This window comes from Blastococcus sp. CT_GayMR19 (genome assembly GCF_004570385.1).
Lineage (GTDB): Bacteria > Actinomycetota > Actinomycetes > Mycobacteriales > Geodermatophilaceae > Blastococcus_B.
This window is the reverse complement of sequence record NZ_SPQL01000001.1, coordinates 23269-47771: the sequence shown is the minus strand read 5'-3', so window position 1 is coordinate 47771 and position 24503 is coordinate 23269. Positions and strand designations below refer to the sequence as shown.

24 protein-coding genes and 1 riboswitch are annotated in these 24503 nt (G+C 73.8%); of the genes, 13 read left to right on the top strand and 11 right to left on the bottom strand.

Features of this window, described 5'->3' with window-relative positions:
• Positions 1-55 precede the first annotated feature (55 nt).
• Together E4P39_RS23080 and E4P39_RS00230 are read right to left on the bottom strand one after the other, a co-directional pair.
• Positions 56-913 (bottom strand): cytochrome c, encoded by an 858-nt coding sequence (locus E4P39_RS23080; protein WP_135134343.1) that lies wholly within the window; start codon positions 911-913, stop codon positions 56-58.
• Between the two features lie 7 nt (positions 914-920).
• A complete protein-coding gene (locus E4P39_RS00230; RefSeq protein WP_245159523.1) occupies positions 921-1541 on the bottom strand; it encodes a heme-copper oxidase subunit III in 621 nt (206 codons plus the stop codon).
• A gap of 125 nt (positions 1542-1666) precedes the next feature.
• On the opposite strand from E4P39_RS00230, the gene E4P39_RS00225 reads away from it, so the two are divergent.
• The gene (locus E4P39_RS00225; protein WP_209306266.1) at positions 1667-2095 is read left to right on the top strand and encodes a hypothetical protein; all 429 of its coding nucleotides are present in this window, start codon (positions 1667-1669) and stop codon (positions 2093-2095) included.
• A gap of 7 nt (positions 2096-2102) precedes the next feature.
• On the top strand, positions 2103-3155 hold the full coding sequence (gene trpD, locus E4P39_RS00220) for an anthranilate phosphoribosyltransferase (protein WP_135134341.1): 1053 nt from the start codon (positions 2103-2105) through the stop codon (positions 3153-3155).
• 33 nt (positions 3156-3188) lie between these two features.
• Here trpD and E4P39_RS00215 read toward each other — a convergent pair whose 3' ends face one another.
• Both E4P39_RS00215 and E4P39_RS00210 read right to left on the bottom strand, forming a co-directional pair.
• The gene (locus tag E4P39_RS00215; protein ID WP_135134340.1) at positions 3189-3476 is read right to left on the bottom strand and encodes an Lrp/AsnC ligand binding domain-containing protein; all 288 of its coding nucleotides are present in this window, start codon (positions 3474-3476) and stop codon (positions 3189-3191) included.
• Positions 3473-5323, bottom strand: a complete 1851-nt coding sequence (locus tag E4P39_RS00210; RefSeq protein WP_135134339.1) for a DEDD exonuclease domain-containing protein — start codon at positions 5321-5323, stop codon at positions 3473-3475. The genes E4P39_RS00215 and E4P39_RS00210 overlap by 4 nt, the downstream gene beginning before the upstream one ends.
• Before the next feature lie 205 nt (positions 5324-5528).
• On the opposite strand from E4P39_RS00210, the gene E4P39_RS00205 reads away from it, so the two are divergent.
• The 5 genes from E4P39_RS00205 (at position 5529) to E4P39_RS00185 (ending at position 11845) form a co-directional block, all read left to right on the top strand.
• On the top strand, positions 5529-7271 hold the full coding sequence (locus E4P39_RS00205) for a M15 family metallopeptidase (protein ID WP_135134338.1): 1743 nt from the start codon (positions 5529-5531) through the stop codon (positions 7269-7271).
• 80 nt (positions 7272-7351) lie between these two features.
• Positions 7352-7705: a hypothetical protein gene (locus E4P39_RS00200; protein ID WP_135134337.1), complete on the top strand. Its 354-nt coding sequence runs from the start codon at positions 7352-7354 to the stop codon at positions 7703-7705.
• Between the two features lie 200 nt (positions 7706-7905).
• Positions 7906-8087, top strand: a riboswitch (cyclic di-AMP (ydaO/yuaA leader).
• A 16-nt stretch (positions 8088-8103) separates the two neighbouring features.
• Complete coding sequence (locus E4P39_RS00195) at positions 8104-9183, top strand: C40 family peptidase (RefSeq protein ID WP_135134336.1); 1080 nt, start codon at positions 8104-8106, stop codon at positions 9181-9183.
• A 192-nt stretch (positions 9184-9375) separates the two neighbouring features.
• The gene (locus E4P39_RS00190) at positions 9376-10641 is read left to right on the top strand and encodes a M48 family metallopeptidase (protein WP_135134335.1); all 1266 of its coding nucleotides are present in this window, start codon (positions 9376-9378) and stop codon (positions 10639-10641) included.
• Between the two features lie 73 nt (positions 10642-10714).
• A complete protein-coding gene (locus E4P39_RS00185) occupies positions 10715-11845 on the top strand; it encodes a glycosyltransferase family 4 protein (protein WP_135134334.1) in 1131 nt (376 codons plus the stop codon).
• 43 nt (positions 11846-11888) lie between these two features.
• Here E4P39_RS00185 and E4P39_RS00180 read toward each other — a convergent pair whose 3' ends face one another.
• A complete protein-coding gene (locus tag E4P39_RS00180) occupies positions 11889-13682 on the bottom strand; it encodes a long-chain fatty acid--CoA ligase (RefSeq protein WP_135134333.1) in 1794 nt (597 codons plus the stop codon).
• 154 nt (positions 13683-13836) lie between these two features.
• Here E4P39_RS00180 and E4P39_RS00175 point away from each other — a divergent pair, with 154 nt between their 5' ends.
• From E4P39_RS00175 to E4P39_RS00160, 4 genes are read left to right on the top strand one after another with little or no spacing between them, the layout of a single operon-like run.
• Positions 13837-14268, top strand: a complete 432-nt coding sequence (locus E4P39_RS00175; RefSeq protein ID WP_135134332.1) for an SRPBCC family protein — start codon at positions 13837-13839, stop codon at positions 14266-14268.
• A gap of 7 nt (positions 14269-14275) precedes the next feature.
• A complete protein-coding gene (locus E4P39_RS00170; protein WP_135134331.1) occupies positions 14276-15418 on the top strand; it encodes an ArsA-related P-loop ATPase in 1143 nt (380 codons plus the stop codon).
• The gene (locus E4P39_RS00165; protein WP_135134330.1) at positions 15415-15759 is read left to right on the top strand and encodes a hypothetical protein; all 345 of its coding nucleotides are present in this window, start codon (positions 15415-15417) and stop codon (positions 15757-15759) included. The genes E4P39_RS00170 and E4P39_RS00165 overlap by 4 nt, the downstream gene beginning before the upstream one ends.
• Positions 15756-16748, top strand: a complete 993-nt coding sequence (locus E4P39_RS00160; RefSeq protein ID WP_135134329.1) for an ROK family protein — start codon at positions 15756-15758, stop codon at positions 16746-16748. Before E4P39_RS00165 ends, E4P39_RS00160 begins: the two co-directional genes overlap by 4 nt.
• Before the next feature lie 110 nt (positions 16749-16858).
• Here the strand turns inward: E4P39_RS00160 and E4P39_RS00155 are convergent, their stop codons facing one another.
• Positions 16859-18100 carry a TIGR00300 family protein gene (locus tag E4P39_RS00155; protein WP_135134328.1) on the bottom strand — a complete coding sequence of 414 codons (1242 nt, stop codon included), beginning with the start codon at positions 18098-18100 and terminating at the stop codon, positions 16859-16861.
• Between the two features lie 343 nt (positions 18101-18443).
• On the opposite strand from E4P39_RS00155, the gene E4P39_RS00150 reads away from it, so the two are divergent.
• Positions 18444-18800, top strand: a complete 357-nt coding sequence (locus E4P39_RS00150) for a VOC family protein (RefSeq protein ID WP_135134327.1) — start codon at positions 18444-18446, stop codon at positions 18798-18800.
• 22 nt (positions 18801-18822) lie between these two features.
• Here E4P39_RS00150 and E4P39_RS00145 read toward each other — a convergent pair whose 3' ends face one another.
• Complete coding sequence (locus E4P39_RS00145; RefSeq protein ID WP_135134326.1) at positions 18823-19536, bottom strand: hypothetical protein; 714 nt, start codon at positions 19534-19536, stop codon at positions 18823-18825.
• 43 nt (positions 19537-19579) lie between these two features.
• On the bottom strand, positions 19580-20407 hold the full coding sequence (locus E4P39_RS00140; protein ID WP_135134325.1) for an alpha/beta fold hydrolase: 828 nt from the start codon (positions 20405-20407) through the stop codon (positions 19580-19582).
• A gap of 125 nt (positions 20408-20532) precedes the next feature.
• On the opposite strand from E4P39_RS00140, the gene E4P39_RS00135 reads away from it, so the two are divergent.
• Positions 20533-21294 carry a lysophospholipid acyltransferase family protein gene (locus E4P39_RS00135; RefSeq protein WP_245159522.1) on the top strand — a complete coding sequence of 254 codons (762 nt, stop codon included), beginning with the start codon at positions 20533-20535 and terminating at the stop codon, positions 21292-21294.
• A gap of 65 nt (positions 21295-21359) precedes the next feature.
• On the opposite strand, the gene E4P39_RS00130 is transcribed toward E4P39_RS00135, so the two are convergent.
• The 3 genes from E4P39_RS00130 to E4P39_RS00120 are packed head-to-tail and all read right to left on the bottom strand — an operon-like array spanning position 21360 to position 24485.
• Complete coding sequence (locus tag E4P39_RS00130; protein WP_135134324.1) at positions 21360-21986, bottom strand: TetR/AcrR family transcriptional regulator; 627 nt, start codon at positions 21984-21986, stop codon at positions 21360-21362.
• A 22-nt stretch (positions 21987-22008) separates the two neighbouring features.
• Positions 22009-22950 (bottom strand): alpha/beta hydrolase, encoded by a 942-nt coding sequence (locus tag E4P39_RS00125; RefSeq protein ID WP_135134323.1) that lies wholly within the window; start codon positions 22948-22950, stop codon positions 22009-22011.
• Positions 22947-24485, bottom strand: coding sequence for an NAD(P)/FAD-dependent oxidoreductase (locus tag E4P39_RS00120; RefSeq protein WP_245159521.1), 1539 nt, complete (start codon positions 24483-24485; stop codon positions 22947-22949). The genes E4P39_RS00125 and E4P39_RS00120 overlap by 4 nt, the downstream gene beginning before the upstream one ends.
• Positions 24486-24503: the final 18 nt, after the last annotated feature.

Below are 24503 nucleotides of genomic sequence, written 5' to 3'. Positions count from 1 at the left end.
CTCGTCGTCAGCGTTCCCAGGGGTGCTCTCTCCGACGGTGAGCTCGCGAGCCCGCTCACGCCTTGCTCCCCATCCAGAAGATCCCGAACATCAGGGCGCCGATGCCGACGACCCAGATCACCAGGCCCTCACCGACCGGGCCGATCCGGCCGATGCCGGCGCCACCGGGGTCGGCCTGGTCGTCGATGGTCTGGACGTAGTTGACGATGGCGCGCTTCTCGTCGGGGGTGAGCTGGTTGTCACCGAAGACCGGCATGTTCTCCGGTCCGGTCAGCATCGCCGTGTAGATCTCCAGGTCGTTGGAGTCCTCCAGGCTGGGGGCGGCCTTGCCCGAGCTCAGGGCGCCGCCCTGGCCGACGAAGTTGTGGCAGGAGGCGCAGTTGAGCCGGAACAGCTCGCCGCCCTCGGCCAGGTCGCCGTCGCGGAGGTCGCCACCCGGCAGGGTCGGACCGCCACCGTTGGCCTGCACGTAGGCCATCAGCTGGTCGATCTCCTCGTCGGAGAAGACCGCCGGCTTGTCCGCCGCGTCGGCCTCCTGGCGGACCAGCGGCATGCGGCCGGTGTGCACCTGGAAGTAGACCGCTGCCTCACCGACGCCGATGAGGGACGGGCCGCGCTCCGGGACGCCCTCGAGGTTCTCGCCGTGGCAGGAGATGCAGCTGGTCTCGTACAGCTCGCGCCCGGCAGCCTCGGCGGCCGACTCCGAGGGACCGTCGTCGGCGGCCTGGGCGGGCGCGAACACGGAGTACACGGCGCCGGTCAGGACGAGGGCCGTCAGCAGGCCGGCGACGTTGGCCAGCCCGCGGCGCTGCTTCGACCGGCGGCGGGCTCGGGCCCGGGCAGCAGGATGCACCGGAGCCGTCCCGGAGGCGTCGTCGAGCGGAGCCTCGGCGTGCGGGTTCGGAATGGACACCGGTCCCCTACTTGATCAGGTAGATCGTGGCGAACAGCCCGATCCAGACGACGTCGACGAAGTGCCAGTAATAGGAGACCACGATGGCCGAGGTCGCCTGGGCCGGCGTGAACCGGCCCATGGTGGAGCGGATCAGCAGGAAGATGAAGGCGATCAGCCCGCCGATCACGTGCAGGCCGTGGAACCCCGTCGTCATGTAGAAGACGGAGCCGTAGGTCGACGACGAGATCGTCGTGCCCTCTTCGACCAGCTGCACGTACTCGAACGCCTGGCCCAGCACGAAGGTCAAGCCCATGACGAAGGTCAGGGCGAACCAGCGCCGGAGGCCGTAGACGTTGCCCTGCTCCGCCGCGAACACCCCGAACTGACAGGTGAACGACGACGCCACCAGGATCAGGGTGAAGACCGTTGCGTAGGGCAGGTTCAGCTCGGTGGGCTCCGGCGGCCAGCCCTCCAGGGACCGGGCGCGCGCGGTGAAGTACATGGCGAACAGTCCGGCGAAGAACATCAGCTCGCTCGAGAGCCAGATGATCGTGCCGACGCTGACCATGTTCGGTCGGGTCAGGGAGTGCACCCGCGAGGTGTCGAAGGCGCTGCTCGCCACGGGGGCTGCTGTCACGTTGGTCATCATGGCATCGGTGGGGGGTCGTCACGACCGCGGGTGGGACGGGCGTGGCGGCAACGAGACCGTCTCTTTACCGTCGCCCCCTCCGTGCCGGGGAAACCGGGGCCGGTGCCACTAGGGTCGACCGGGTGAGCGATGCCCTGACCACCGCCGTCCCGGCCAGCGTTCTGGTCTACAGCCACCGGCCCGAGGTTCGTGACGCCGTGCGGACGGCGGTCGGCCGTCGTCCCGCCGCGGACGTGGGTCCCGTGACGTGGATCGAGTGCTCGACCGGCGACGAGGTCATCGCCACCGTGGACCGCGGGGGCGTCGACCTGTGCATCCTCGACGGGGAGTCGCAGCCCGTCGGGGGTCTGGCGCTCGCCCGGCAGATGGACCAGGAGGTGCACGACCGTCCCGCGGTGTGCGTGCTGATCGCCCGGCAGGCCGACCGCTGGCTCGCCCACTGGTCGCGCGCCGAGGCGACCCTGCCGCTCCCGGTGGACCCGCTCGTCGCCCCGGGCGTCGTGGCGGAGCTGCTGCGGGAGCAGGCGAGCCGTCCCGCCGTCCGCCGGTGAGCCACGGGTGAGCGCCCCGCCGGCCCGCCCGACCTGGCCCAGGCTGCTCAACCGCCTGCTGGCCCGCGAGGACCTCTCCTCGGCCGACACCGCCTGGGCGATGCGCGAGGTCATGACCGGCGAGGCCACGTCCGCGCAGATCGCCGGGTTCGTCGTCGCCCTCCGGGCCAAGGGGGAGTCGCCGGAGGAGGTCGCCGGCCTCGCCGCGAGCATGCTGGAGCAGGCGACGCCGGTCTCCCTCCCGCGCGCGAGCGTCGACATCGTCGGCACCGGCGGCGACGGCGCGCACACGGTGAACATCTCGACCATGGCGGCCGTCGTCACCGCCGCCACCGGCGTGCCGGTCGCCAAGCACGGCAACCGCGCCGCGTCGTCGTCCTCGGGCGCGGCGGACGTGCTCGAGGCCCTCGGAGTGGTCATCGACCTGCCGGCCGCCGCCGTCGCCCGGTGCGTCGAGCAGGCGGGGATCGGCTTCTTCTTCGCGCCGGTGTTCCACCCCGGCATGCGGCACGCGGCCGCCACCCGCCGGGAGATGGGCATCGGCACCGTCTTCAACTTCCTCGGCCCGCTGACCAACCCCGCCCGCCCGGTGGCGGCAGCAGTCGGCTGTGCCGACGCGCGCATGGCCCCCGTCCTCGCCTCGGTGCTCGCCGGGCGCGACGCACGAGCCCTCGTGTTCCGCGGCGACGACGGCCTGGACGAGCTGACTACGGCGACCACGTCGTCGGTGTGGGTCGTGCGCAACGGGGAGGTGGAGCCCGACCGGGTCGATCCCGCGGCTCTCGGCCTGGCGGTGCCCGAGCCCGGTGCGCTCCGCGGTGGCGATCCGGCGTTCAACGCGGACGTCTTCCGTCGCCTCCTGGCCGGTGAGCCCGGTCCGGTGCGTGACGCAGTACTGCTGAACGCGGCGGCGGCCCTGGTGGCCTTCGACGAGCGGGCGCAGCGGCTGCACGACGGGCTCGCCGCCGGCCTCGCGCGGGCGGCGGAGGCCGTCGACGACGGCCGGGCCGAGGCGCTGCTGGAGCGCTGGGTGACCGTCAGCCGGCTGGCGCGCGCCTGAGGTCGCTCGTCCTGCCCGTTCCGGACGGTGGGGTCAGTCCGCCGTCTCGAAGCCGATCGCGAACGCGGCCTCGAGGTCGTGCCGGGAGTGGGCGCGGAAGGCGATGTGGGTCTCGGTGTCGAGGACGCCCGGCACCTTGTTGATGCGTCCGGCGATCACCTGGGCCACCTGCTCGAACTCGCGGACCCGCACGATGGCGATGAGGTCGACCTCTCCGGCCGTCGAGTAGACCTCGCTGACCCCCTCGAGATCGGCGACGGCAGCCGCCACCTCGTCGATCGAATCGGTGGCGGCGTCGATCATGACGATGGCGGTGATCACGTCCGCGATGCTATCGGCGGCCGCACGTGGGCGGCCACGCCCGGACGCACCCGTTCCGGCCGGGCCCGGGTGCCCAGGGAGCGGCCGTCGGCGAAGGGGTCCCGCCCGGTGCGCCCGTCCTCCACCTGGTCGAGGAAGTGGTTGTAGGCCCCGGTGCCCGGCGCCGGGCACGCCAGGGTGCCGGTCAGCTCCACCAGCCGGGTGCCCGGCTTCTCCATCCACCGCAGTACCAACTCGGTCTCGTCGACGGAGGCCGCTGCCTCGTCGTCGGGCCCGGCGACGGTCTCGGCCGTCGCGAGCAGGCCGGCCAGCGTCGCGCGCACGGAGCTGCCGTGGGCCGCGCCGCCGGCGGCGACCAGCCGGCCACGGCGCACGACCGAGAGGTGCCAGCCGCCGGTGCCGTCGGGCCGGGCGATGGCGAGCTCGGGCACGGCAGCGAGGGACTCGAGCCTCTGGCGGCGGCGCACGGCCCGGACGAGGACGGCGATCCGGTCCCGGAGCACCGCCGCGTCCTCGTAGCGCTCCGCGGCGGCGAGCCGGTCGACCCGGGCCAGGAGCGGGGCGACGACGGCGCGCGGGTCATGATCGACGGCGGCCCGGAAGACCGCCGCGATGGATGCGTACTCGTCGACCGACTGCGCTCCCGTGCAGGGGGCGCCGCACCGGCCCATGCCGGCCAGCGCGCAGGCGGTGCCGTGGACCCGGGGTGAGATCCGGGTGGTGCACTGCCGCAGCGGGAGGGACTCGTGCACCGCGGCCACGGCGGCGTCCGCGGCGCGCCGGTCGGGGAAGGGACCGAGGAAGACCCCGGACCCGGGGCGCACCCGCCGCACGACGGACAGCCGGGGGAAGGGCTCCTCCGTCAGCCGCACCCACAGGGCGCGTTCTGGGAACCGGGAGCGGCGGTTGTACCGCGGTTTGTGTTCGGCGATGAGCCGCAGCTCCCGCACCGCGGCCTCGAGGTCGTGCGCGCAGGGGATCGCGTCCACCCGCTGGGACAGCGCCACCATCTCGGTGATCCGGCTCCGCTGCTCGCTGGAGGAGAAGTAGCTGCGCACGCGGCTGCGCAGATCGTTCGACGTCCCCACGTAGAGCGGTTCGTCGCGCGGCCCCCGGAACAGGTAGACGCCCGGGCCGCGGGGCACCGCGTCGGCGAGGTGCCGCTTGCGCAAGCGGTCGGGATCGACCTGCCGGGTGAGCCCGGTGAGCTCCTCGAGCGAGGTGATGCCGAGCGGCCCGAGGCGCTCGAACAGACCGTGCAGGACGTCGACGGTGGCGCGGGCGTCGTCGAGCGCCCGGTGCGTGGGGGAGGTGCTGGCCCGGAAGTAGGGCGCCAGGGTCGCCAGCTTGCAGTTGGGCACCTCGTCGCGGCTGAGCAGCCGGCGGGCCAGCACGGCGGTGTCCACCGATGCCGTGGCCGGCCAGGCGATCCCGTTCTCGGCGCAGGCCGCCTTCAGGAACCCGAGGTCGAACGGCGCGTTGTGCGCGACCAGGACCGTGCCGCGGGCGAACTCCAGGAACGCCGGCAGGACGGCGCCGATCCGGGGCGCGGCGGCCACCATCGTCGAGGTGATGCCGGTGAGCACGCTGATGTAGGGCGGGATCGCGCACCCGGGATCGACCAGTGTCTGGAACTCGCCGAGGACGGCACCCCCGCGCACCTTGACCGCGCCGATCTCGGTGATGGCGCTGTCCTTGGGGGAGCCCCCGGTCGTCTCGAGGTCCACGACGACGAACGTGACGTCGGCCAGGGCGGTGCCCAGATCGTCGATCGCGACCTGCTCGTACCGCTCCGTTCCCTCGTGGCGCCGGGTGTCGGGACGCGGAACGGGAGGGGAGGAGGGCACGGGCGGACGGTAGGTCGGGGTAATGACACTCTTGTGATGCCGCGCCGGGGACCCGGGTCCGCCCTGCCCCCGCGGGGGTCCCCCGGAAGGGGCGGCCCGGCCGCACCGGAGAACGAATCGCGCCTCCTCACCTGGCGGTTCTCCGGTCGGAAGGACACCATTCTGCTCCGGTGGGCGACGGCGCCCCGATCGCAGAGGTGGTCCGATGTTCCCGCGCTCCCGGCAGCGCGTCCCAGGGACGGCGGCCCGCGCCGTCCTCGCCGCCCTCGCCGTGGTGACGGTCTCCGTCCCGCTCGCCGGATCCGCCGACGCCGCTCCGAGCCCCCAGCCCGGTGGCACCTCGGGCGTGCTGGACAGCCGCGCCCTGGACCGGCTCCAGGAACGCGCGGCCGAGGTCCAGGCCGGACTGCAGGCGCAGCAGGCGGAGATCGCGGCCGCCCGGGATGCCATGGCCGAGGCGGAGGCCGCCGTCCAGGCGGCCGAGGCGGCGCTCGCCGGTGCCGAGGGGGAGCTGGCGGTCCACCAGCAGGCGGTCGCCGGCTATGCGGCCGCGGTCTACCGGGACGGCGGGGCGGTCACGCCGCTCACCCTGCTGCTGTCCGGCGGCGATCCGGGCGAGGTGCTCGCCGCCATGGGGTTCCTGGACGTCGTCGACGCCCACGCCGCCGAGGTGATCGGGGTGGCGGAGGCCCAGCGCCAGGCCGCCCTCGCGGAGCGGGGACGTGCCGAGGCCGCACTGGCGGAGGCTCGGTCGCGAGCCGACGAGGTCGCCGCGCGGATGGCCGAGCTCGAGGCGGCCGCGAGCGCCGTCACCGACGAGCTGGACGCGGTGCTGAGCGAGGTCGACCGGCAGCTGGCCCTGCTGCAGCAGGAGCAGGTCGACGTGAACACCCAGACGGCCGCCAACTGGCAGGCCTACCTCGACGGACTCACGGCGGCCGGTGTCGTCGCCCCGCCGGCGGCCGCGCTGCGCAGCTCACCGTCCGGTCTCCCCGAGGGTCTGGCTCCCGTCGCGGCGAGCGACGGCAGCGCGCAGCGGGGGGCCGCCCAGCTGCCGCGTCAGCCCACCTCGCTCCTCGTGCTGCCCGCGGAGACGCTCGCCGCAGTCACCGCCGCCATGGGGGAGCTGGGTCTGCCGTACGCGCCCGGGACCGCGGGGCCGGAGTCGTGGGCGTGCGGCTCGCTGGTGCAGTCGGTGTACGGGTCCGCCGGGATCGCGCTGCCGGCGGACCAGGCCGGTCTCTTCGCCGTCACCACCCCGGTCGCGCCGCCCGACGTGCTGCCCGGAGACCTCGTGTTCCTGGGATCGGGGGAGTCGGGCCTCGGGCACGTCGGCATCGCCCTGGACCCCCGGACGATGCTGGCCGCCGACGCGCGGGCGGGCGCGGTCGTCGTCCGCACCCTGCCCGCCGACCAGGTCCTGGGCGTCGGACGACCCAGCCTGGGTGAGCGGCCGCCCGTCGCCGCCCCGGAACCCGGCGGCGGCGCCCTCCGGGTGGAGTGCGGCAACACCGTCTACCCCCCGACCTTCGACGGCGCGCGTTCCTGGGGTGGGTATCCCAACGGGCTGATCCCGCCGAGCGCGATGTGCCCCCTGGGCCCGGCGGGCCATTCCATGCGGTGTGACGCCGCAGCGGCCTACCGGGCGATGTCGGCCGCGTTCGAAGCCGCCTTCGGAGTGCCGATCTGCATCACCGACTCCTATCGGGCCTACGCCAGCCAGGTGAGGCTCTACGGCCAGAAGCCGGCCCTGGCGGCGGTGCCCGGGACGAGCAACCACGGGTGGGGTCTGGCCGTCGACCTCTGCGGCGGCATCGAGTCCTTCGGCACCTCCCCGTACTCGTGGATGACCGCCAACGCCGGCCGGTTCGGGTTCCTGCACCCCACCTGGGCGGACCCGGGCAGGGGACGCGAGGAGCCCTGGCACTGGGAGTACGCGGGGACCTGACGCCCGTGCCGTCTGCCGTGTCCCGGAGAAATGTCGGTGGTCGCTCCTACCGTGCGGAGGACTCACGGAGGAGAACCGACATGCTCATCGACTGCGACACCTGCACCGCCCGCGGTACCGGCTGCGCCGACTGCGTCGTCACCGTCCTGCTCGGCGCACCCCCGGGCTGGCAGAGCGTCGACCCGGTGGTGGTGGCCATGCCGGCGCGCACACGCTCCCCCCGCGAGGCCTGGCTGTCGGCGGCCGGCCCTGATCTCGGGGACGGGCCCACGACGGCGGAGGACGTCGTCGTGCCGCCGCCGGGGGTCGTCGTCGAGTTCGACGACGTCGAGCGGCGGGCCGTGCGCGCACTGGCCGAGGTCGGTCTGGTGCCCCCGCTGCGGCACCGGGGCGCCCCGGACGACGGCCCGGGTGCCGACCGCCGCACCGGCTGACCGTTCACCCGATCGTGGCTTTCGCCACGTGGGTGCACGCGCGAATACCCGCGAACCTGCCCGGATCCCGCGAGGCGCGCTGGGTTCGGCGCGATTTTCGTCACACTCGTCCCACGGTCCCCGGTTTGTCACGACCGGATCACGGTCGTAGGGTCGTCGCCGTTCGGCCGGGTGGTCGTCGCCCGCACACGGGGGACCTCGGCTGAACACCGCCGAATCTTCCGACGGTGTCCGCACGGGCGCCGGAGGGTGAACCGGGGACCCACCGCAGTCCTGGGGTGAGTTCCTCTGTAGGGCCGGCTCGCCGGTGTGCAGGGGATAGGGCCAGTCTTCCCAGCCCGAACCCGTCAGCTAACTCGGTAGGCGGTTGCAGAGGAAGAAACGGAGAGCCGCCGCTCGTGGCGACCCCTGTACTGACGCACGCCCTCGAACAGTTCCCCACCAGTTCTCCCGCCGGCCGCACCGCTTCCCGCCGCATCGGCCGGCTCCGCTCCGGCCTTCTCATCGGCGCCACTGCGGCTCTGACGGTCACGGTCCTCCCGGGCACCGCCGCCGCGGTCCCCGACCGGGCGACCAGCCCCGAGCAGGCCATGCAGCTCGCCTCCGCCGCCGACCACGAGCTCGAGGTCGTCACCGAGCAGCTCAACGAGGCCAAGGTCGCGCTCGAGACGCAGCAGGCCGCCGCGGCTGCTGCCCAGCAGGCCGCCGCCGAGGCCCAGTCGCAGCTCGACGCGCTGGACGGGCAGATCCGGATGCTGGCCCGCACGGTCTACACCGGCGACAGCCTCTCGGAGCTGGACATGATGCTGACCAGCGACTCGGCCGAGGAGTTCGTGTCCCAGCTCGGCACCCTCGACGCGATCGCCGGGCACACCAACGACCTCGTCACCGAGATCGGGCACGTCTCCGAGAAGGCCGTCACAGCACAGGCGGCCGCCGACAAGGCGACCGCTGAGGCGCAGGCAGCGGTGGACTCGATCGCCGCGCAGCAGGCGGAGCTCCAGGAGAAGGTCGAGGACTACCAGCGCCAGTACGCCGCACTGACCGCCCCGCAGCAGGAAGAGGTCTCCCGGGCGCACGCCGGCGAGGCGATGGCGGCACCCAGTGGGGTCATCGCGCCCAGCCAGGCGGCCCAGGTCGCGGTCGACACGGCCCTGGCCCAGGTCGGCGACCCCTACGTCTGGGGCGCCGGCGGCCCGAACGCGTTCGACTGCTCGGGCCTCACGCAGTACGCGTACTCGGCGGCCGGCGTGAGCCTGCCGCACTCGAGCCGGAGCCAGGCCGGAATGGGCCAGGCCGTCTCCCGCGACCAGCTGCAGCCCGGCGACCTGCTCTTCTACTACAGCCCGACCAGCCACGTCGCCATGTACATCGGCAACGGGCAGATGGTGCACGCCTCGACCTCGAGCAAGCCGGTCATGGTGGCCAGCTTCAACTCGATGAGCGGTTTCACGCACGCCCGCCGCGTCGCCGGCTGACCGCACCTCCCGCAGCACGCGAACCATCGGCCGGGGCCGGTAACCCGGCAGGGGTCACCGGCCCTCGTCGTCGGTCCGGTGCCGCATGCCGGCCGTGCGACGCACCTAGGATCGGCCCGGAGAGCGTGCAGGCTCACCGATGAACCGGGCAGCGGCGCGCACCACGACCGGCGAGCGCCAACGAGGAGGACGATGAGCGCCCGTCGGGCGGCGTTGATCGTCGCGGCCGTCCTCGGCGTCGCGCTCGTGGTGGTGGTCGCCGTCGCCACCCCGTGGGTCGTGCTCCCCGACCCTCCCGGTGGATCCACTCCCGCCGATCCCGGCGCCGGCCTGCCGGGCGCACAGATCCGTCGGGCCGAGGCCTTCGCGGCGGCACTGAGGCCGGCGTCGCTGATCTCGCTCGTCCTCGGCCTCGGCACCGCCGCTGCGCTCGGCACGACCCGGCTGGGCGCCCGGCTGGTGACCCGTGCCGCCGCCCCGTTCGGCGGCGGCTGGGTCGTTCAGGTCTTCCTCGGCGTCGGCGTGCTGTCGGTCCTCGGCCGGCTGGTGACCCTCCCGGTGTCGGCCCACGCCGAGGTCGTGCGTCACCGGTACGGGCTCTCGACCCGCGGATGGGGGCTGTGGCTGCGCGACGTCAGCGTTGCGACGGCGATCAGCGCCGTGGTGACGGCGTTCGCCCTCTGGTCCTTCCTGTGGCTCGTCCGCCGGGCACCGCGCACCTGGTGGGCCTGGTCCGCGGGGGTCGCCGCCGGGTTCGTCGTCGTCGGGTCGTTCCTCTATCCCGTGGTCTTCGAGCCGGCGTTCAACCGGTTCGAGCCGCTGCCCGCCGGGGAGCTCCGCACGGACCTGCTGGCGCTGGCGGAGGAGAGCGGTGTCCCGGTGCGGGACGTCCTGGTCTCCGACGCCTCACGCCGGACGACGGCGCTCAACGCCTACGTCTCGGGGCTGGGCGCGACCCGGCGGATCGTCGTCTACGACACGCTCCTCGAGGAGCTGCCCGACGAGCAGATCGAGTCGATCGTCGCCCACGAGCTCGGCCACGTGGTCAACCGGGACGTCCTCACCGGCACGCTGATCGGCGCGCTCGGCGCCGCGGCCGCCACCGCGCTGCTCGGGTGGCTGCTCTCCTGGACGCCCCTGCTGCGGCGGGTCGGGGCGGAGGGGCCGGGCGATCCCCGCGTGCTGCCTCTGGTGCTCTTCCTGCTGGGCGGGGCGAGCCTTCTGGCCACGCCGCTGCAGAACGCCGTGTCCCGGCAGGTCGAGGCCCGGGCGGACCTGCACGCGCTCGACTCGACCCGCGACCCGGAGTCCTTCGTCGTCATGCAGCGTCGGCTCGCCACGACGAACCTGTCCGATCCCGACCCGCCGGGGGCCTGGCAGTGGTTCTTCGGCAGTCACCCGACGACGGCGCAGCGGGTGGCCTTCGCCCAGGACTGGGCCCGGGCGGACCGGCCGTGAGCGAGCGTGCGAGCACGCGTTCGAGCACAGCGCCATGGGGCGCGGGCGGAACGAGCGCCGGCGAGGACCGCCCGTGACCCGCACACTCGTCGTCACCAACGACTTCCCGCCGCGGCAGGGCGGGATCCAGACGTTCGTCGCCGCCCTGCTGGCCTCCAGGCCCCCGGACTCCGTCGTGGTCCTCGCCTCCGACGCGCCGGGGTCGGCCGAGCACGACGCCGCGCTGCCCTATCCGGTGATCCGCCGGCCCACCGCGATGCTCCTGCCGACACCGGCGACGGCGCGGGCCGCTGTGGATCTCGCCGGCCGGCACGGGTGCGACAGCGCCTTCTTCGGTGCCGCGGCCCCGCTGGGACTCCTGGCGCCGGCGCTGCGGTCCGCCGGGGTGCGGCACCTGGTGGGGGCCACCCACGGCCACGAGACCGGCTGGGTGGCGCTGCCGGGGTCGCGGCAGATGATGCAGCGCATCGCGCGCGGCCTCGACGTCCTCACGTACATCAGCGAGTACACGCGCGGCCGGCTCGAACCCGCCCTGCGCGGGCGGACCCGGCTGGCCCAGCTCTCTCCCGGCGTCGACGTCGAGCGCTTCAATCCGGACGCGGACGGCACGTCCGTCCGGCGGCGGTACGGGCTGGGGGAGGCCCCGGTCGTGGTCTGCGTCTCCCGGCTGGTGGCGCGCAAGGGGCAGGACGTGCTGGTGGCCGGATGGTCGCGGGTCCTGGCCCGCCACCCGGAGGCGCGGCTGCTGCTCGTGGGCGGCGGCCCCGCGGAGGCCTCGCTGCGCACGGCGGTCGCCGCCCGTGGGCTGGGGCACTCCGTCGTCCTCACGGGGCCCGTCCCGCCGGGGGAGCTGCCCGCGTACTACGCCGCGGGCGACGTGTTCGCCATGCCCTGCCGCACCCGACGGGGCGGTCTGGACGTCGAGGGGCTCGGCATGGTCTTCCTCGAGGCGGCCGCGTGCGGACGTCCCGTGGTGGCCGGCACCTCCGGCGGTGCCCCGGAGACGGTCCGGGAGGGCATCACGGGACACGTCGTCGACCCCCGCTCCGCCGACGCCGTCGCCACCACCCTCGCGGACATGCTCGCCGAACCGGCGCGGGCCCGGGAGATGGGTGCGGCCGGCCGCGCCTGGGTGGAGCAGCGCTGGTCGTGGACGACGATCTCGGCCGGCTTCGCGGAGCTGCTCGAGCCCGGACAGCACTGAGCCCCGCCCCGCGCACGGCGGGACGGGGCTCGGTGGCAGCAGGTCAGCGGGAGTACAGCCCCTCGACCTCGGAGTCGAACTCCTTCATGACGACGGAGCGCTTGAGCTTCAGGCTCGGGGTGAGCATCCCGTTGTCCTCGGTGAAGTCCGCCGACAGCACGCGGAACTTCTTGATCGCCTCGGCCTGCGACACCGCCTTGTTGGCCTCGTCGACGGCCGCGTCGAGCTCCGCGAGGAGCTCCGGGTCGTCGCGCAGCTGCTCGGGTGTGGAGCCGGCCGGCTTCCCCTTGGACTCCAGCCAGCCCGGCAGCGCCTCCTCGTCGAGCGTGATCAGCGCGGCGATGTAGGGCCGGTTGTCGCCCACGACGATGCACTGGCTGACCAGGCGGTGGGCCCGGATGCGGTCCTCCAGCACGGCGGGGGCGACGTTCTTGCCGCCCGCGGTCACGATGATCTCCTTCTTGCGGCCGGTGATCTTCAGGAACCCCTCGTCGTCGAGCTCCCCGAGGTCGCCGGTGTGGAACCAGCCGTCGGCGTCGATCGCCTCCTTGGTGGCTTCCTCGTTCTTCCAGTAGCCGCGCATCACGATGCCGCCCCGGATCAGGATCTCGCCGTCGTCGGCGATCGCAGCCTCGACGCCGGGCAGCGGGCGGCCGACGGTGCCGATCCGGAGCGCCTCGTCGTGGTTGACCGACGCCGCAGCGGTCGTCTCGGTCAGCCCGTACCCCTCGAAGACCGTGACGCCGATGCCGCGGAAGAAGTGGCCGAGCCGGTCACCGAGCGGCGCACCGCCGGAGATCGCCCCGAGGCAGCGCCCGCCGAGCGCGTCCCGCAGCTTGCCGTAGACGAGCTTGTCGAACAGCGCGTGCTTGGCGCGCAGCGCGATGCCGGGGCCGCCGGTGTCCTGGGCCCGCGACCAGTCGATGGCGACCTGGGCGGCCTTGTCGAAGATCGCACCCTTCCCGCCGGCCTCCGCCTTGGCCTTCGCGCCGTTGAAGACCTTCTCGAACACGCGGGGGACGGCGAGGACGAAGGTCGGCCTGAACTCGCCGAGGTCCTCCACCAGGTTCTTCACGTCCGGCGTGTGGCCGATGACCGTGCGGGTCTTGACCGCGCCGACCTGGATGACCCGCGCCAGGACGTGGGCGAGCGGGATGAACAGCAGCAGCGAGCCCTCGACGTTGAGGAACCGGCCGAGCAGCGCCATCCCGTTGCCGATCTCGAACAGGAAGTTGCCGTGCGTCAGCTCGCAGCCCTTGGGCCGCCCGGTCGTGCCGCTGGTGTAGATCAGGGTGGCGAGGCTGTCGGCGTTCAGGGTGGCCCGGCGGGCCTCGAGCTCGCTGTCGGGCACGTCCTTGCCGGCCTGGGTCAACGCGTCGATCGCGCCGTCGTCGATGACGTGGACCGACCTCAGGTCCGGCGCCTGGTCGCGCACCGACTCGACGGCGGCGGCGTGCTCGTCCCGCTCCACGATGACCGCGGTCGCGCCGGAGTCGGCGAGGATCCAGGCGACCTGGTCCGCGCTGGAGGTCTCATAGATGGGGACGACGGCGCCGCCGGCGGTCCAGATGGCGAAGTCGAGGACGGTCCACTCGTAGCGGGTCTTGGCCTGGAGCGCCACGCGGTCACCGGCAGCGACGCCGGTCGCGACGAGTCCCTTGGCGACTCTGCGGACCTGGTCGCCGAACTCCTTCCAGGTGACGTCCTCCCACCGGCCGTCGCGCCGGACGCGGAAGCCGGTCTCGTCGCCGTGTCCGGCGACGTTGGCGGCGAGCAAGTCGGGCAGGGCCTCGTCCGGGCCGACCTCGGTGGTCGCAGGAACGCTGAACTCGCGCACGCTGGTCCTCTCCTCCCCGTCCGTCCGGGGGCACCGTCGCCCCGCGGCCCCGGGCGGGGACGTCCGGATGAATCTAGTCGCTGGGCCTACCCATGAGTAGCGAAGCGCTGGGTCTCCGGGCCCGAAGGGATGACGAACGGCTAGCCTGCTGCCCATGGCCGACCAGTCCACCCAGTCGATCACCGTCGATGCGCCCGCGGCCGACGTCATGGCGGTCATCGCCGACTTCCCCGCCTACCCCCAGTGGGTCGCCTCCGCGAAGCAGGTCGAGATCCTGGAGACCGGCGAGGACGGTCGCGCCCGCCAGGTCCACTTCGTGCTCGACGCCGGTGCGGTGAAGGACGACTACGTGCTCCAGTACGTCTGGGAGGACGACCGGAAGGTGTCGTGGTCCCTGGTGAAGGGCCAGATGCAGAAGCGGCAGGAGGGCTCCTACACGCTCCAGGAGACCGACGGGCGCACCGAGGTCACGTACCGCATCACGATCGACCTCACCATCCCGATGCTCGGCATGATCAAGCGCAAGGCGGAGAAGGTCATCCTCGACACGGCTCTCAAGGAGCTCAAGAAGCGCGTCGAGAGCTGAGTCGCTCGTGCGCACCCTGCTGTTCACCGGTCCGGGCGGCGCCGGGACGACGACGATGGCCGCATCCGCCGCCGTCCGCGCGGCCCGCGCCGGCCGCCGCACCGTGCTGCTCTCCCGTCAGGACGTGCCCGGCCTCGGCGACGTCCCGCGGCTGGAGGTCGTCCGCGTGGACCAGCAGGCGGCCCTGGAGCGGTTCTGGGGCGGGCTCGCCGAGGGTCTCGGCCCGGTGCTGCCGCAGCTGACCCTGCCGCCGTCGAGCTCGGTGGTCCCGCTGCCCGGCGGCGCGGACCTCGCACTGTTCGCCGAGCTCGCCGGTGCGGACGCCGACCTGGTCGTGCTCGACGCCGGGCCGGTCGAGTCCGCTGCCGCGTTCGTCGCCCTCCCCGCCACGCTGCGCTGGTGGCTCGACCAGCTGTTCCCACCCGGGATGCGGGCCCTGGGCGCCGTCCGCACCGCTGCCGTCGGCTCCGGGGCCCTCCGCCGGGGGCCGGTCGACGCCGCGCTGGCCGCGATCCCCGTCCTGGAGGGACTGCTGGCCGCCGACCGGCTCGCCGTCCGCGCCGACACGGCGGTGTGCCTGGTCGCCCTGCCGACGAGCGCCGGCGTCGACCGGCTCCGGACCGCCGTGACCACGCTCGCCCTCCACGGCCTCCGGCCGGCCGCGGTGCTCACCCGCGTCCCGCCGTCCGAGGGCACCGGGGAATGGGCGGCGGCGCGGGCCGCCGACCGGGACGCCGCACTGGCCGCGTTCGCCGAGCTCGCGGAGGTCCGGCAGGTCCCGGAGGGTGCGGTCGGGCCCGTGGACGCCGACGGTCTGGCGGAGCTGCTCGAGGGCTTCGCGCCGGGACCCGGAGCGCCGCCGCCCGCCCCGGGCCCCGAGCGCCGGGACGGTGCCTGGCAGCTGAGCCTTCCGCTGCCCTTCGCCCACCGCGGGGATGTCACGCTCACCCGGTGGATGGACGACCTGGTGGTCACCGTCGGCGGAGCCCGGCGGTGCCTCGCCCTGGACCCGCTGTTGCGCCGCTGCGAGGTGACCGGTGGCCGCCTGGTCGACCCGGGCGGAACGGACGCCCGCCTCGAGGTCGGCTTCCGGCCCGATCCGCAGCAGTGGCCGGCCGATCTGCTGGCCGCGGACGAGAGGACACCATGAGCACCGGATCCGACTGGCTCGACCAGGCCAAGCGGCTGCTGGACGTCTTCGTCCAGGGACAGGCCGCCTCCGCGGGCTCGGCCGATGGCGCGGGGAGCGGGACGAGCGCTCAGCACGGCGCCGACTGTGCCTGGTGCCCGCTCTGCCAGGCGGCAGCGGTGGCGCGCGGTGACCGCCCCGAGGTGAGCGCCGCGCTCGCGGACCTCCTGACCACGAGCGCGAACGCACTCCGCACCCTCGCCGAATCCGTGGAGTCGGCGGGCCAGACCGCGCCCGCCGGGACGGACGACACCCCCGTGCCCGAGCCGCCCCCGGCGGTGCAGCGCATCGAGATCGCATGAGCGCCGGCGCGGCGGCGTTACCCGCACTCGGCATCGACATCGGTGGGACGAAGGTCGCCGGCGGGGTCGTGGCGCCGGACGGGACGGTGGTGGCCACGGCGCGGCGGGCGACCCCCGGTGCATCCGTCGCCGAGACCGAGGACGCCATCGCCGCCGTCGTCGAAGAACTGGCCGCCGGGCACGACGGGGAACTGGTGGGGGTCGGGGTCGGCGCGGCGGGCTGGTTCGACCGCACGGGGGACACCGTCCTGTTCAGCCCGCATCTGGCCTGGCGCGGCTCCACGCTCCGCGCCGACCTCGGCCACCGGCTGCGGCGGCCGCTGTGGGTGGGCAACGACGCGGACGCGGCCGCCTGGGCCGAGTACCGCTACGGCGCGGCGCAGGGCTCCGACCTGGCGCTGATGGTGACCCTCGGCACCGGGATCGGCGGCGGGATCGTGCTGGACGGGCGGCTGCAGCGGGGCGCCCACGGGATCGCCGGGGAGTGGGGTCACATGCGCGTCGTGCCGGACGGACGGCGCTGCGCCTGCGGCAACCGCGGATGCTGGGAGCAGTACTCCAGCGGCAACGCCCTCGGCAGGGCCGCCCGGGAGCTGGCGGCGAGCTCTCCGGCGACGGCCCAGCGGCTGCTGGAACTGGTCGACGGCGATGCCCGGCGGCTGGTGGGGGAGCACGTCGCCCGGGCGGCCACCGACGGGGATCCCGCTGCCCGCGAGATCGTCACCGAGGTCGGCACGTGGCTCGGACAGGGCATCGCCGACCTCGCCGCCGTGCTCGACCCGGACGTGGTGGTGGTCGGCGGCGGGGTGAGCGTGCTCGGGGAGCTGCTGCTCGCCCCGGCCCGCGCGCAGCTGGACCGCGCGCTGCCCGGCCGCGGCTACCGGCCGGGTCCACGGGTGGTCGCGGCCGAGCTCGGCCCCCAGGCCGGCCTGGTCGGCGCCGCGGACCTCGTCCGTGACATGGTCGCCCTCCGGGCGACGCCGCCATGACATCGTCGCCCTCCCGGGCGGCACCGCGGCCAGGACACGTTCCCCCGTTGCGTTGAGCCACCTCGCGGGGCGGCCATCCTCGCTCCTCGCGGACCCTCCGGGCCCACTCGTCACTCGGGGGTGAGCTCGCGGGCCAGTTGCTCGAGGAACAGCCCGATGTCGGTGATGATCCCCATCGCCTGGGCGCTGCCGCGGTCGGCCAGCTTGGTGACCGTGGCCGGGTTGATGTCCACGGAGACGAGCGGGATGGACGCCGGGAGGATGTTCCCGGTCGCGATCGAGTGCAGCATCGTGGCCACCATGATCGCGAAGCCCACGCCCGGCAGCTCGGCCCGCATCGCCCGCTGGCCCTCGATCACGTCGGTGTAGACGTCGGGCAGCGGACCGTCGTCGCGCACCGAGCCCACCAGCACGAACGGCTTGCCCTCCTGGACCATCGCGTGCATCACGCCACCGGTGAGCACGCCGGACTCGACCGCCGCGGCGATCGATCCGGCGGCGCGGATCGTGTTGATGGCCCGGATGTGGTGCTCGTGCCCGTGCGGCACGCCCGACCCCTTGGCCAGGTCGACGCCGAGTGAGGTGCCGAAGAGCGATGCCTCGATGTCGTGGGTGGCCAGCGCGTTACCGGCGAACAGGACGTCGACGTAGCCGGCGCGCACCAGCCGGACCATGGCCGGCGCCGCGCCGGTGTGCACCACGGCCGGCCCGCCGACCCACAGCACCTTCTGCCCGGCGGCCTTGACGTCCCGCATGCGCTGCGCGATCTGCCGGACCAGCAGCGCCTGCGGCTTCTCGCTGGACACCGACGACGACATGAAGCCGAAGCTGTCCTCCTCGCCGCGGGGTGCCTGCGGCGGGAGCTCGACCTGGACGCCGTGCGCCCCGCACACGACGGTGTCGCCGGCCTTCACGTCGCTCACCGGCACCGTGCGGACGACGGGTCCGCCGTCCTCCTCGGTGACGACCAGGCCGCAGTCCATCTCCGGCTGGCGGACGCGCAGCCACTCCCGGTCCAGCCGGACGAGGGTCTCGAGGTTGGTGGTCGAGTAGAAGTCCTCCGGGAAGACGCCCTCGGACGGCGCGGGTCGCGTGAGCGCGACCCCGGGGTCGACGGCGTTCGCCCCGTGGATCTGCACCCGCATCAGGATGCGGTCGAGCCGCTCGGACCCGTCGGCGCTGATCTCCACCACGGCCGTGGACTCGTCCTCGTGCTGCCGGCCGAGATCGAGGCTCTCGATGCGGTAGTCACCGCCGTACTCGAGGACGTCGTCGAGGATGCGGGCGAGGATGCCGGTGTCCATCAGGTGCCCGGACACCGCGACCCTGGCGGAATGCGCAGCTGTGCTCACCGAGCTGACGCTATGTGATCTGTCGTCCTCCGGACGACAACCGCCATGACGATGTCGTCCTCCGGACGACCACCACCTCCAGGTGCCGTCCCCGATCTGCGATGAGCCCTTTCGTCGCGCCACGCCGGGAAGCCCCCGGCCCCCGCGTCGCGGCGCGACCCTCGCAGGGCGGCTCCGTCGCCGCCGCCGCGGAACCCTCCGGGCCCCACTCGCGTCGACCACCGCATCCAGGTCCCGTCCCCAGCAGCTTCGTCACCACCGCGCGGGACCACTGAACCCCTCGCGGCGACACCGGAGCCCGGGATCGCGCACGTTTCGGCGTCCGGAGGACGACAGTGTCATCGTGACGGTCGACCTCTTCGCCGGGATCCCGGTCGCCGACTACCAGCGGGCACTGGCCTGGTACGAGCGGCTGCTGGGCTCGGGCCCGAGCTTCCTGCCGAACGACACCGAGGCGGTGTGGGAGCTCGCCGAGCACCGGTACGTGTTCATCGAGGTGCGCCCCGAGCACGCGGGCCACGCGATGCACACGGTCTTCCTGGACGACTTCGATGCGCGGGTCCGGGAGATGGCCGACCGTGGGATCGAGCCCGCCTTGAGCGAGACGTACGAGAACGGCGTCCGCAAGGCGACCTACCGGGACCCGGACGGCAACGAGATCGGGTTCGGCGGGGCACCGCTGACCGTGCCCGGGGACTGAGCCGGGCTCGGCCCCGCTCCGCTCAGACGACGGCGCCGTCGTCGCCGTCGTCGGGGGACCGGTCGCGCATGCGGGAGACGAGCATCGCCACACCCCCGGCGATCGCCGCGACCCCCAGCACCAGCCCGAGGTCGGAGGACAGCCCCAGCACCCCCGGGGCCCCGACCAGCAGCAGGCCGGCGGCCACGATCAGCGCCGCGTACAGCGAGGCGGGTGCGGGCGCCGGGATCGGCGGCGGCGGGGGCGGTTCGAAGTGCTCGTCAGGGCGGTCGAGCACCGCCGGCTCGTGCGGGGGAGGAGGCGGTGCGTCGGACGGCCGGTCGGTCACCGCCGAGCGGCCGCTCTCCGCCTCGAAGGCCGAGACGATGCGCGCCCACTCGGCGTCCTCGTCCAGGTCGGAACGGACGGCGGCACGGTCGGGCGCCGGCTCGCGACGGCGGTTGTCGGCGGCATGCCCTCCGTCGGCCCCGGGCGGCGCGTGCTCGTCCACCAGACCGCGCGCCTCCGCGCGGCGGGACCGGTCGACGAAGAGCCGGTCCAGCGGCGGGCTGGGGAGGAAGACCGTGCGCGTGTACGGGCCGACGTCGGCCGAGGGCTCCAGGTACGCGGGGATGCCGGCGGCCTGCAGGACGTCGAGCAGATGCTCGCCGACCCGCGGGTCGACGTCGCGCAGCGGGCTCCAGAGCGTCGCGTCCAGGCCGTTGTCCCGGCGGCCGCGGCCCCGCCGCCCGCTCACCGTGCCTCCACGGCTGCGGCTCCCGTGCCCGGGCGGGGCGCGGTCATGTGGACCCCGCCGCCGGCGCCTCGCCGGCGGTGGTCCGGGACGCGGCCACGTGCTCGCGGATCCATTCGACCGAGCGGGCGAAGATCATCGGGGCGTCGTTGTCGAGCGTGGCGACGTGGTAGCTGTCCCGGAGCACGACCTCGGTGGTGTCGGTGCTGCCGACGCCGTCCAGCAGCACCCGCGAGTTGATCGGCTCGACGACGTGGTCCTCGGCACTGTGGAAGACGATGACCGGGGCGGTGACGCGGGAGAGGTCGCCGCGGGTGGCCTTCCAGAGCAGGCGGAGCTGCATCATCGCCCGGGTCGGCAGCTTCGGGTAGGCGAGCTCGACGATGCCGGGCTTCTTGATGTCGTTGGCGATCGGGGCCCAGCTGCCGGTGAGGCGCGCGATCAGCGGCAGCAGCTTGGCGTCGAGGCGCTCGGTGAGCAGGGCCGGGTTCACCAGGATCAGCCCGGCGACGTCGTCGGGACGCACCTCGGCCAGCCGGGTGGCGAGGGTGCCGCCCATCGACAGCCCCGCGACGAACACGCGGTCGCACTCGGCCGCGAGCTGGTCGAAGGCCTCCCCGACGCTCGTCGTCCACTGGTCGTGGGTGCTGATGTTGCAGTCCTGCCAGCGCGTGCCGTGGCCGGGCAGCAGCGGGCACCGGACGGCGAAGCCCTCCGCGGCCAGGTGCTCACCCCAGGGGCGCATGCTCATCGGCGTCCCGGTGAAGCCGTGGACGAGCAGCACGCCGGTCCGCCCGTCGGGACCCGCGCCGCCGGGGAAGTCGAACGGCTCGGCACCGGCCATCACGTCGGTGGGCGCGGTGGGTCCAGACACGGGGGTCCTCCTCGGCGTCGGCGGCGTGCCGACCGGTTGGGCAGGTGCTCGGACAGCTGATCTGCGGAGCAGCCGATTGTCCATCGGCCCCCGGGCTCCCTAGTCTGGCAGTTCACGAGGGAGGCGTGTTGTTCTACTGGTTCCTGAAATTCGTCGCGCTCGGCCCGGCACTGCACGTCGTCATCCGCCCGCGCGCGGAGGGCACGGAGAGCGTTCCGGCCACCGGTGGGGCGATTCTGGCGAGCAACCACCTCTCCGCCGCCGACTGGGTCTTCCTGCCGCTGTCGCTGAAGCGGCGGGTCACCTTCCTGGCCAAGGCCGAGTACTTCACCGGGACGGGGATGAAGGGTCTCCTGCGGAAGGCGTTCTTCACCGGCGCCGGTCAGGTCCCGATCGACCGCTCCCGCGCCTCGGCCGCCGAGGACGCCATCCAGACCGGACTGCGCATCCTGCGTGAGGGCAAGCTGCTGGGCATCTATCCGGAGGGCACGCGCTCACCGGACGGCCGGTTGTACCGCGGCAAGATCGGCGTCGCGCGGATGGCCCTGGAGGCCGGTGTCCCCGTCATCCCGGTCGCGATGATCTACAGCAGCCGGAAGCTGCCGTTCGGCCGGAAGCTGCCCCGGGTGCGCGTCGTGTTCGGCAAGCCGCTGGACTTCTCCCGCTACGACGGCCTCGGCGGTGACCGCTTCGTCGAGCGGTCGATCACCGACGAGATCATGTACGAGATCATGACGCTGTCAGGCCAGGAGTACGTCGACGTCTACGGGGCGACGGTGAAGAAGAAGATGGACGCCACCGGCTCCAGCGCCCCCGAGGTCATCGCGACGCTGCAGCCCCCGCCGGACGAGTCCGCCGACCGCGCGCCGACGTCCCTGGCCGGCTGAACAGCAACTCTGGCGGTGTCGCGCCGAGTGGGCCCGGAGGGTCCGCGCAGGCGGGACGAGGCGGCTCAATGCGGCGGGGGGACGGCCCCTGGTGGCGGTGTCGGCCGGAGGCCGACGATGTGATCGAGGACGTCGCGCAGCAGGGCGAGCAGCTCGGGCCGCGTCATCGTCGGTTCCTGGACCCACTGACCGATGAGGTCCTCGGTGAAGGCGAACCACGCCAGCACCAGCTGCCGGCGGCGGGCGTCGTCGGGGAGGTCGGGCGCGCCGAGCGCCACCTCGACCAGCCGGGCGCGGGTCTCCTCGTACACCTCGGCCACCCAGGGGTCGCCGCCCGCGGCGCCGCGGACGAACGCCAGGTGCGTCTCCTGGTAGGTCTCCACCCAGCTCACGTAACGGTCCAGCATGCCGTCGACCAGGTCGTCGGGCGGCGTCCCGGGGCGGGGGAGGAGGTGCTCCCACAGCAGGTCGGCGGCGGCGCGGGTGACGGCGGTGTAGTAGTCCCGCTTGCTGGCGAAGTAGTGGAACAGCAGGCTGCGGCTGATGCCCGCCCGCCGGGCCACCTCGTCGATGGTGAGCTCCTGCACCGGCGTGGTGGGCAGCAGCTCGAGGCCGATCTGCACGAGCTGGGCCCTCCGGTCACCGGCCGTCCGCCGCACGCGGGCCGGCTCAGACGCGGGGGAGCCGGTCACCGCCGGAAGCCCCTCGGCCGACTCATGCGGCGGCCCGGTCCGCGAGCGCGGCGGCGGCGAGCCGCTCGATCCCGTCCGTCACCAACCGAGGGCGTTCCTGGGTCAGCATGTGCCCGGTCCGTTCCACCACGTGCAGCGCTGCCTCCGGCAGCACCTCGGCCAGGTGGTTGCTGTGCCGCCGGGGGGTCAGGTTGTCGCTGTCGCCGACGAAGATCTCGACCGGGACGCGGGCGAGCGCGGCGAGCTCCTGGCGCTTGTCGTGGAACTCCAGCGCCGGCAGGAAGGCGATGAAGGACCGAAGCGTCGACGCGTGCATGATCTCGGCGCCGGCCAGCACCATGTCGTCGGTGGCGTCGGCGCCGTAGAGCAGGCTGCGGACCATCTTCTGGTGCCGCGGGTGCTCGGGTGGCAGGAGCCGGCGCAGCGTCTCGACGACGCGGGCGCCCGCCAGGGCCGCGTTCAGGACCCGGGGGCTCACGCTCGCCATCCGCCCGGGGGCGCTCCCCGGGTCCGAGGTCAGGTCGCCGGCGGCGGTCGAGACCAGCGCGACCCCGCGGACGCGGTCGCCGAACAGCTCGGGCCGCGCGGCGGCCAGGGCCATGATCGTCATGCCGCCCATCGAGTGCCCGGCGAGCACCACCGGCCCGGACGGGGCCAGCCGGTCGAGCAGCACGCCCAGGTCCTCGCCCAGCCGGTCGATGGAGATGTCGGCCTCGCCCCAGGTGGACCGGCCGTGCCCGCGCTGGTCGTAGCGGACGACCCGCAGGTCGCCGGCCGCGACGCGCGGGGTCAGTAGCTCGGCGACGTCGTCCCAGGCCGCCTGGGCCAGGGTCCATCCGTGCGCCATCACGACGGTCACCGGTGCGTAGTCCCGGCCGGTGATCGTGGCGTGCAGCGTCGCGCCGTCCGGGGTGGGGACGGCGGCGACGCGGCGGCAGACCGTCGGGGTCGTCGTCGCGGTCACGCCGCCACCTCCTCGTCGGCCGAGCCGGCGGGGGTGCCGACGTAGTTCTCCCGGTCGAGCTTCCTGGTGAGCTTCCGGAACCGGAACGTGAAGTCGGGCCACAGGGTCGTGTTGTGCCCGTGCTTGTCGAGGTACCAGCTGGCGCAACCGCCGGCCAGCCACACGGTGCCCTCGGACTTCTTCGCGATCAGGTCGCGGTAGGCAGCCTGGGCCTCGGGGGTGGTCTCGAGCACCTCGAGGCCCTCGGCATCCATGGTGCGCAGCGCGTCGTCGACGTAGGCGACCTGCGACTCGATCATGTAGACCATCGAGGTGTGCCCGACGCCGACGTTGGGGCCGACCAGCAGGAAGAGGTTCGGGAAGCCGGCCACCGTGGCGCTGCGGTTGCTGACCATTCCCGCGGACCAGACGTCGGCCAGCGTGCGCCCGTCGCGGCCGCAGATCTTCTCGGCGATCGGCAGGTCGGTCACGTGGAAGCCGGTGGCCAGCACGATCGTGTCGGTGGGCCGTTCCACGCCGTCCGTGGTCACGATCGAGCCCGGGCGCACCTCCGCGATGCCCGCCGTGACCAGCTCGGCGTTGGGCGCGGAGATCGCCGGGAACCAGTCGTTGCTGATCAGGATGCGCTTGCAGCCGATCGTGTAGTCCGGCGTGAGGGCCCTGCGCAGCTTCGGGTCGCGGACCTGGCGGTGCAGGTGGGCGCGGGCGAGCCTGCCGACCGGCGTCAGGAAGCGGCGCCGCTTGGCCATGCCGATGACGAGGAACTCGCGCAGGAGGTAGAGGGCGCCCCGGATGGCCTTCTGCATTCCCGGCACGAACCGGTACAGCCGGCGCACGAGGGGCGGGACCGGGCGGTCGGTGCGCGGCACGACCCAGGCGGGGGTGCGCTGGTAGACGGTGACGGTGTCGACGATCGGCTGGATCGCGGGCACGAGCTGGACCGCCGAGGCACCCGTGCCGATGACGGCGACGCGCTCGCCGCTGAGGTCGTGGGAGGCGTTCCAGCGAGCGGAGTGCATGACCGTGCCCGCGAAGGTGTCCAGCCCCGGGATGTTCGGATGGGCCGGGTCGGCCAGCGCGCCGGCGGCCGAGACGAGCACCTGGGCGCGGAACTCCCCGGCCGAGGTCCGGACCAGCCACCGCCGCGCGGCGTCGTCCCAGCGGGCAGTGGAGACGGCGGCGCCGAACAAACAGTGGTCGCGGACGCCGAACCGATCGGTGACGTCCTGGAGGTAGGCCTGGATCTCGGGCTGCTCGGAGTAGGAGCGGCCCCAGTCGGGGTTGGGGGCGAAGGAGAAGGAGTAGAGGTTGGACTGCACATCGCAGGCCGCGCCCGGATAGGTGTTGTCCCGCCAGGTGCCGCCCACGTCGTGCGCCCGCTCGAGGACGACGAAGTCCGTCTCGCCGCGCCTCCGCAGGGCGATGGCCATGCCCAGACCGGCGAAGCCGGACCCGATGATCGCCACCCGCACCTCGCGGACCGGGCGCACGGGCGGCGCGGCGGGGGCGGACTGGCCCTCGAGGGTGCTGGTCACCGATCGGCTCCCGTTCCT

What these genes read in the sequence shown, in the direction of transcription:
- E4P39_RS00205 (WP_135134338.1), top strand. Translation starts at nt 5,529, where the DNA reads ATGTTCCCGCGCTCCCGGCAGCGCGTCCCAGGGACGGCGGCCCGCGCC.
- E4P39_RS00230 (WP_245159523.1), bottom strand. Translation starts at nt 1,541, where the DNA reads ATGACCAACGTGACAGCAGCCCCCGTGGCGAGCAGCGCCTTCGACACC.
- E4P39_RS00175 (WP_135134332.1), top strand. Translation starts at nt 13,837, where the DNA reads ATGGCCGACCAGTCCACCCAGTCGATCACCGTCGATGCGCCCGCGGCC.
- E4P39_RS00190 (WP_135134335.1), top strand. Translation starts at nt 9,376, where the DNA reads ATGAGCGCCCGTCGGGCGGCGTTGATCGTCGCGGCCGTCCTCGGCGTC.
- E4P39_RS00160 (WP_135134329.1), top strand. Translation starts at nt 15,756, where the DNA reads ATGAGCGCCGGCGCGGCGGCGTTACCCGCACTCGGCATCGACATCGGT.
- E4P39_RS00200 (WP_135134337.1), top strand. Translation starts at nt 7,352, where the DNA reads ATGCTCATCGACTGCGACACCTGCACCGCCCGCGGTACCGGCTGCGCC.
- E4P39_RS00165 (WP_135134330.1), top strand. Translation starts at nt 15,415, where the DNA reads ATGAGCACCGGATCCGACTGGCTCGACCAGGCCAAGCGGCTGCTGGAC.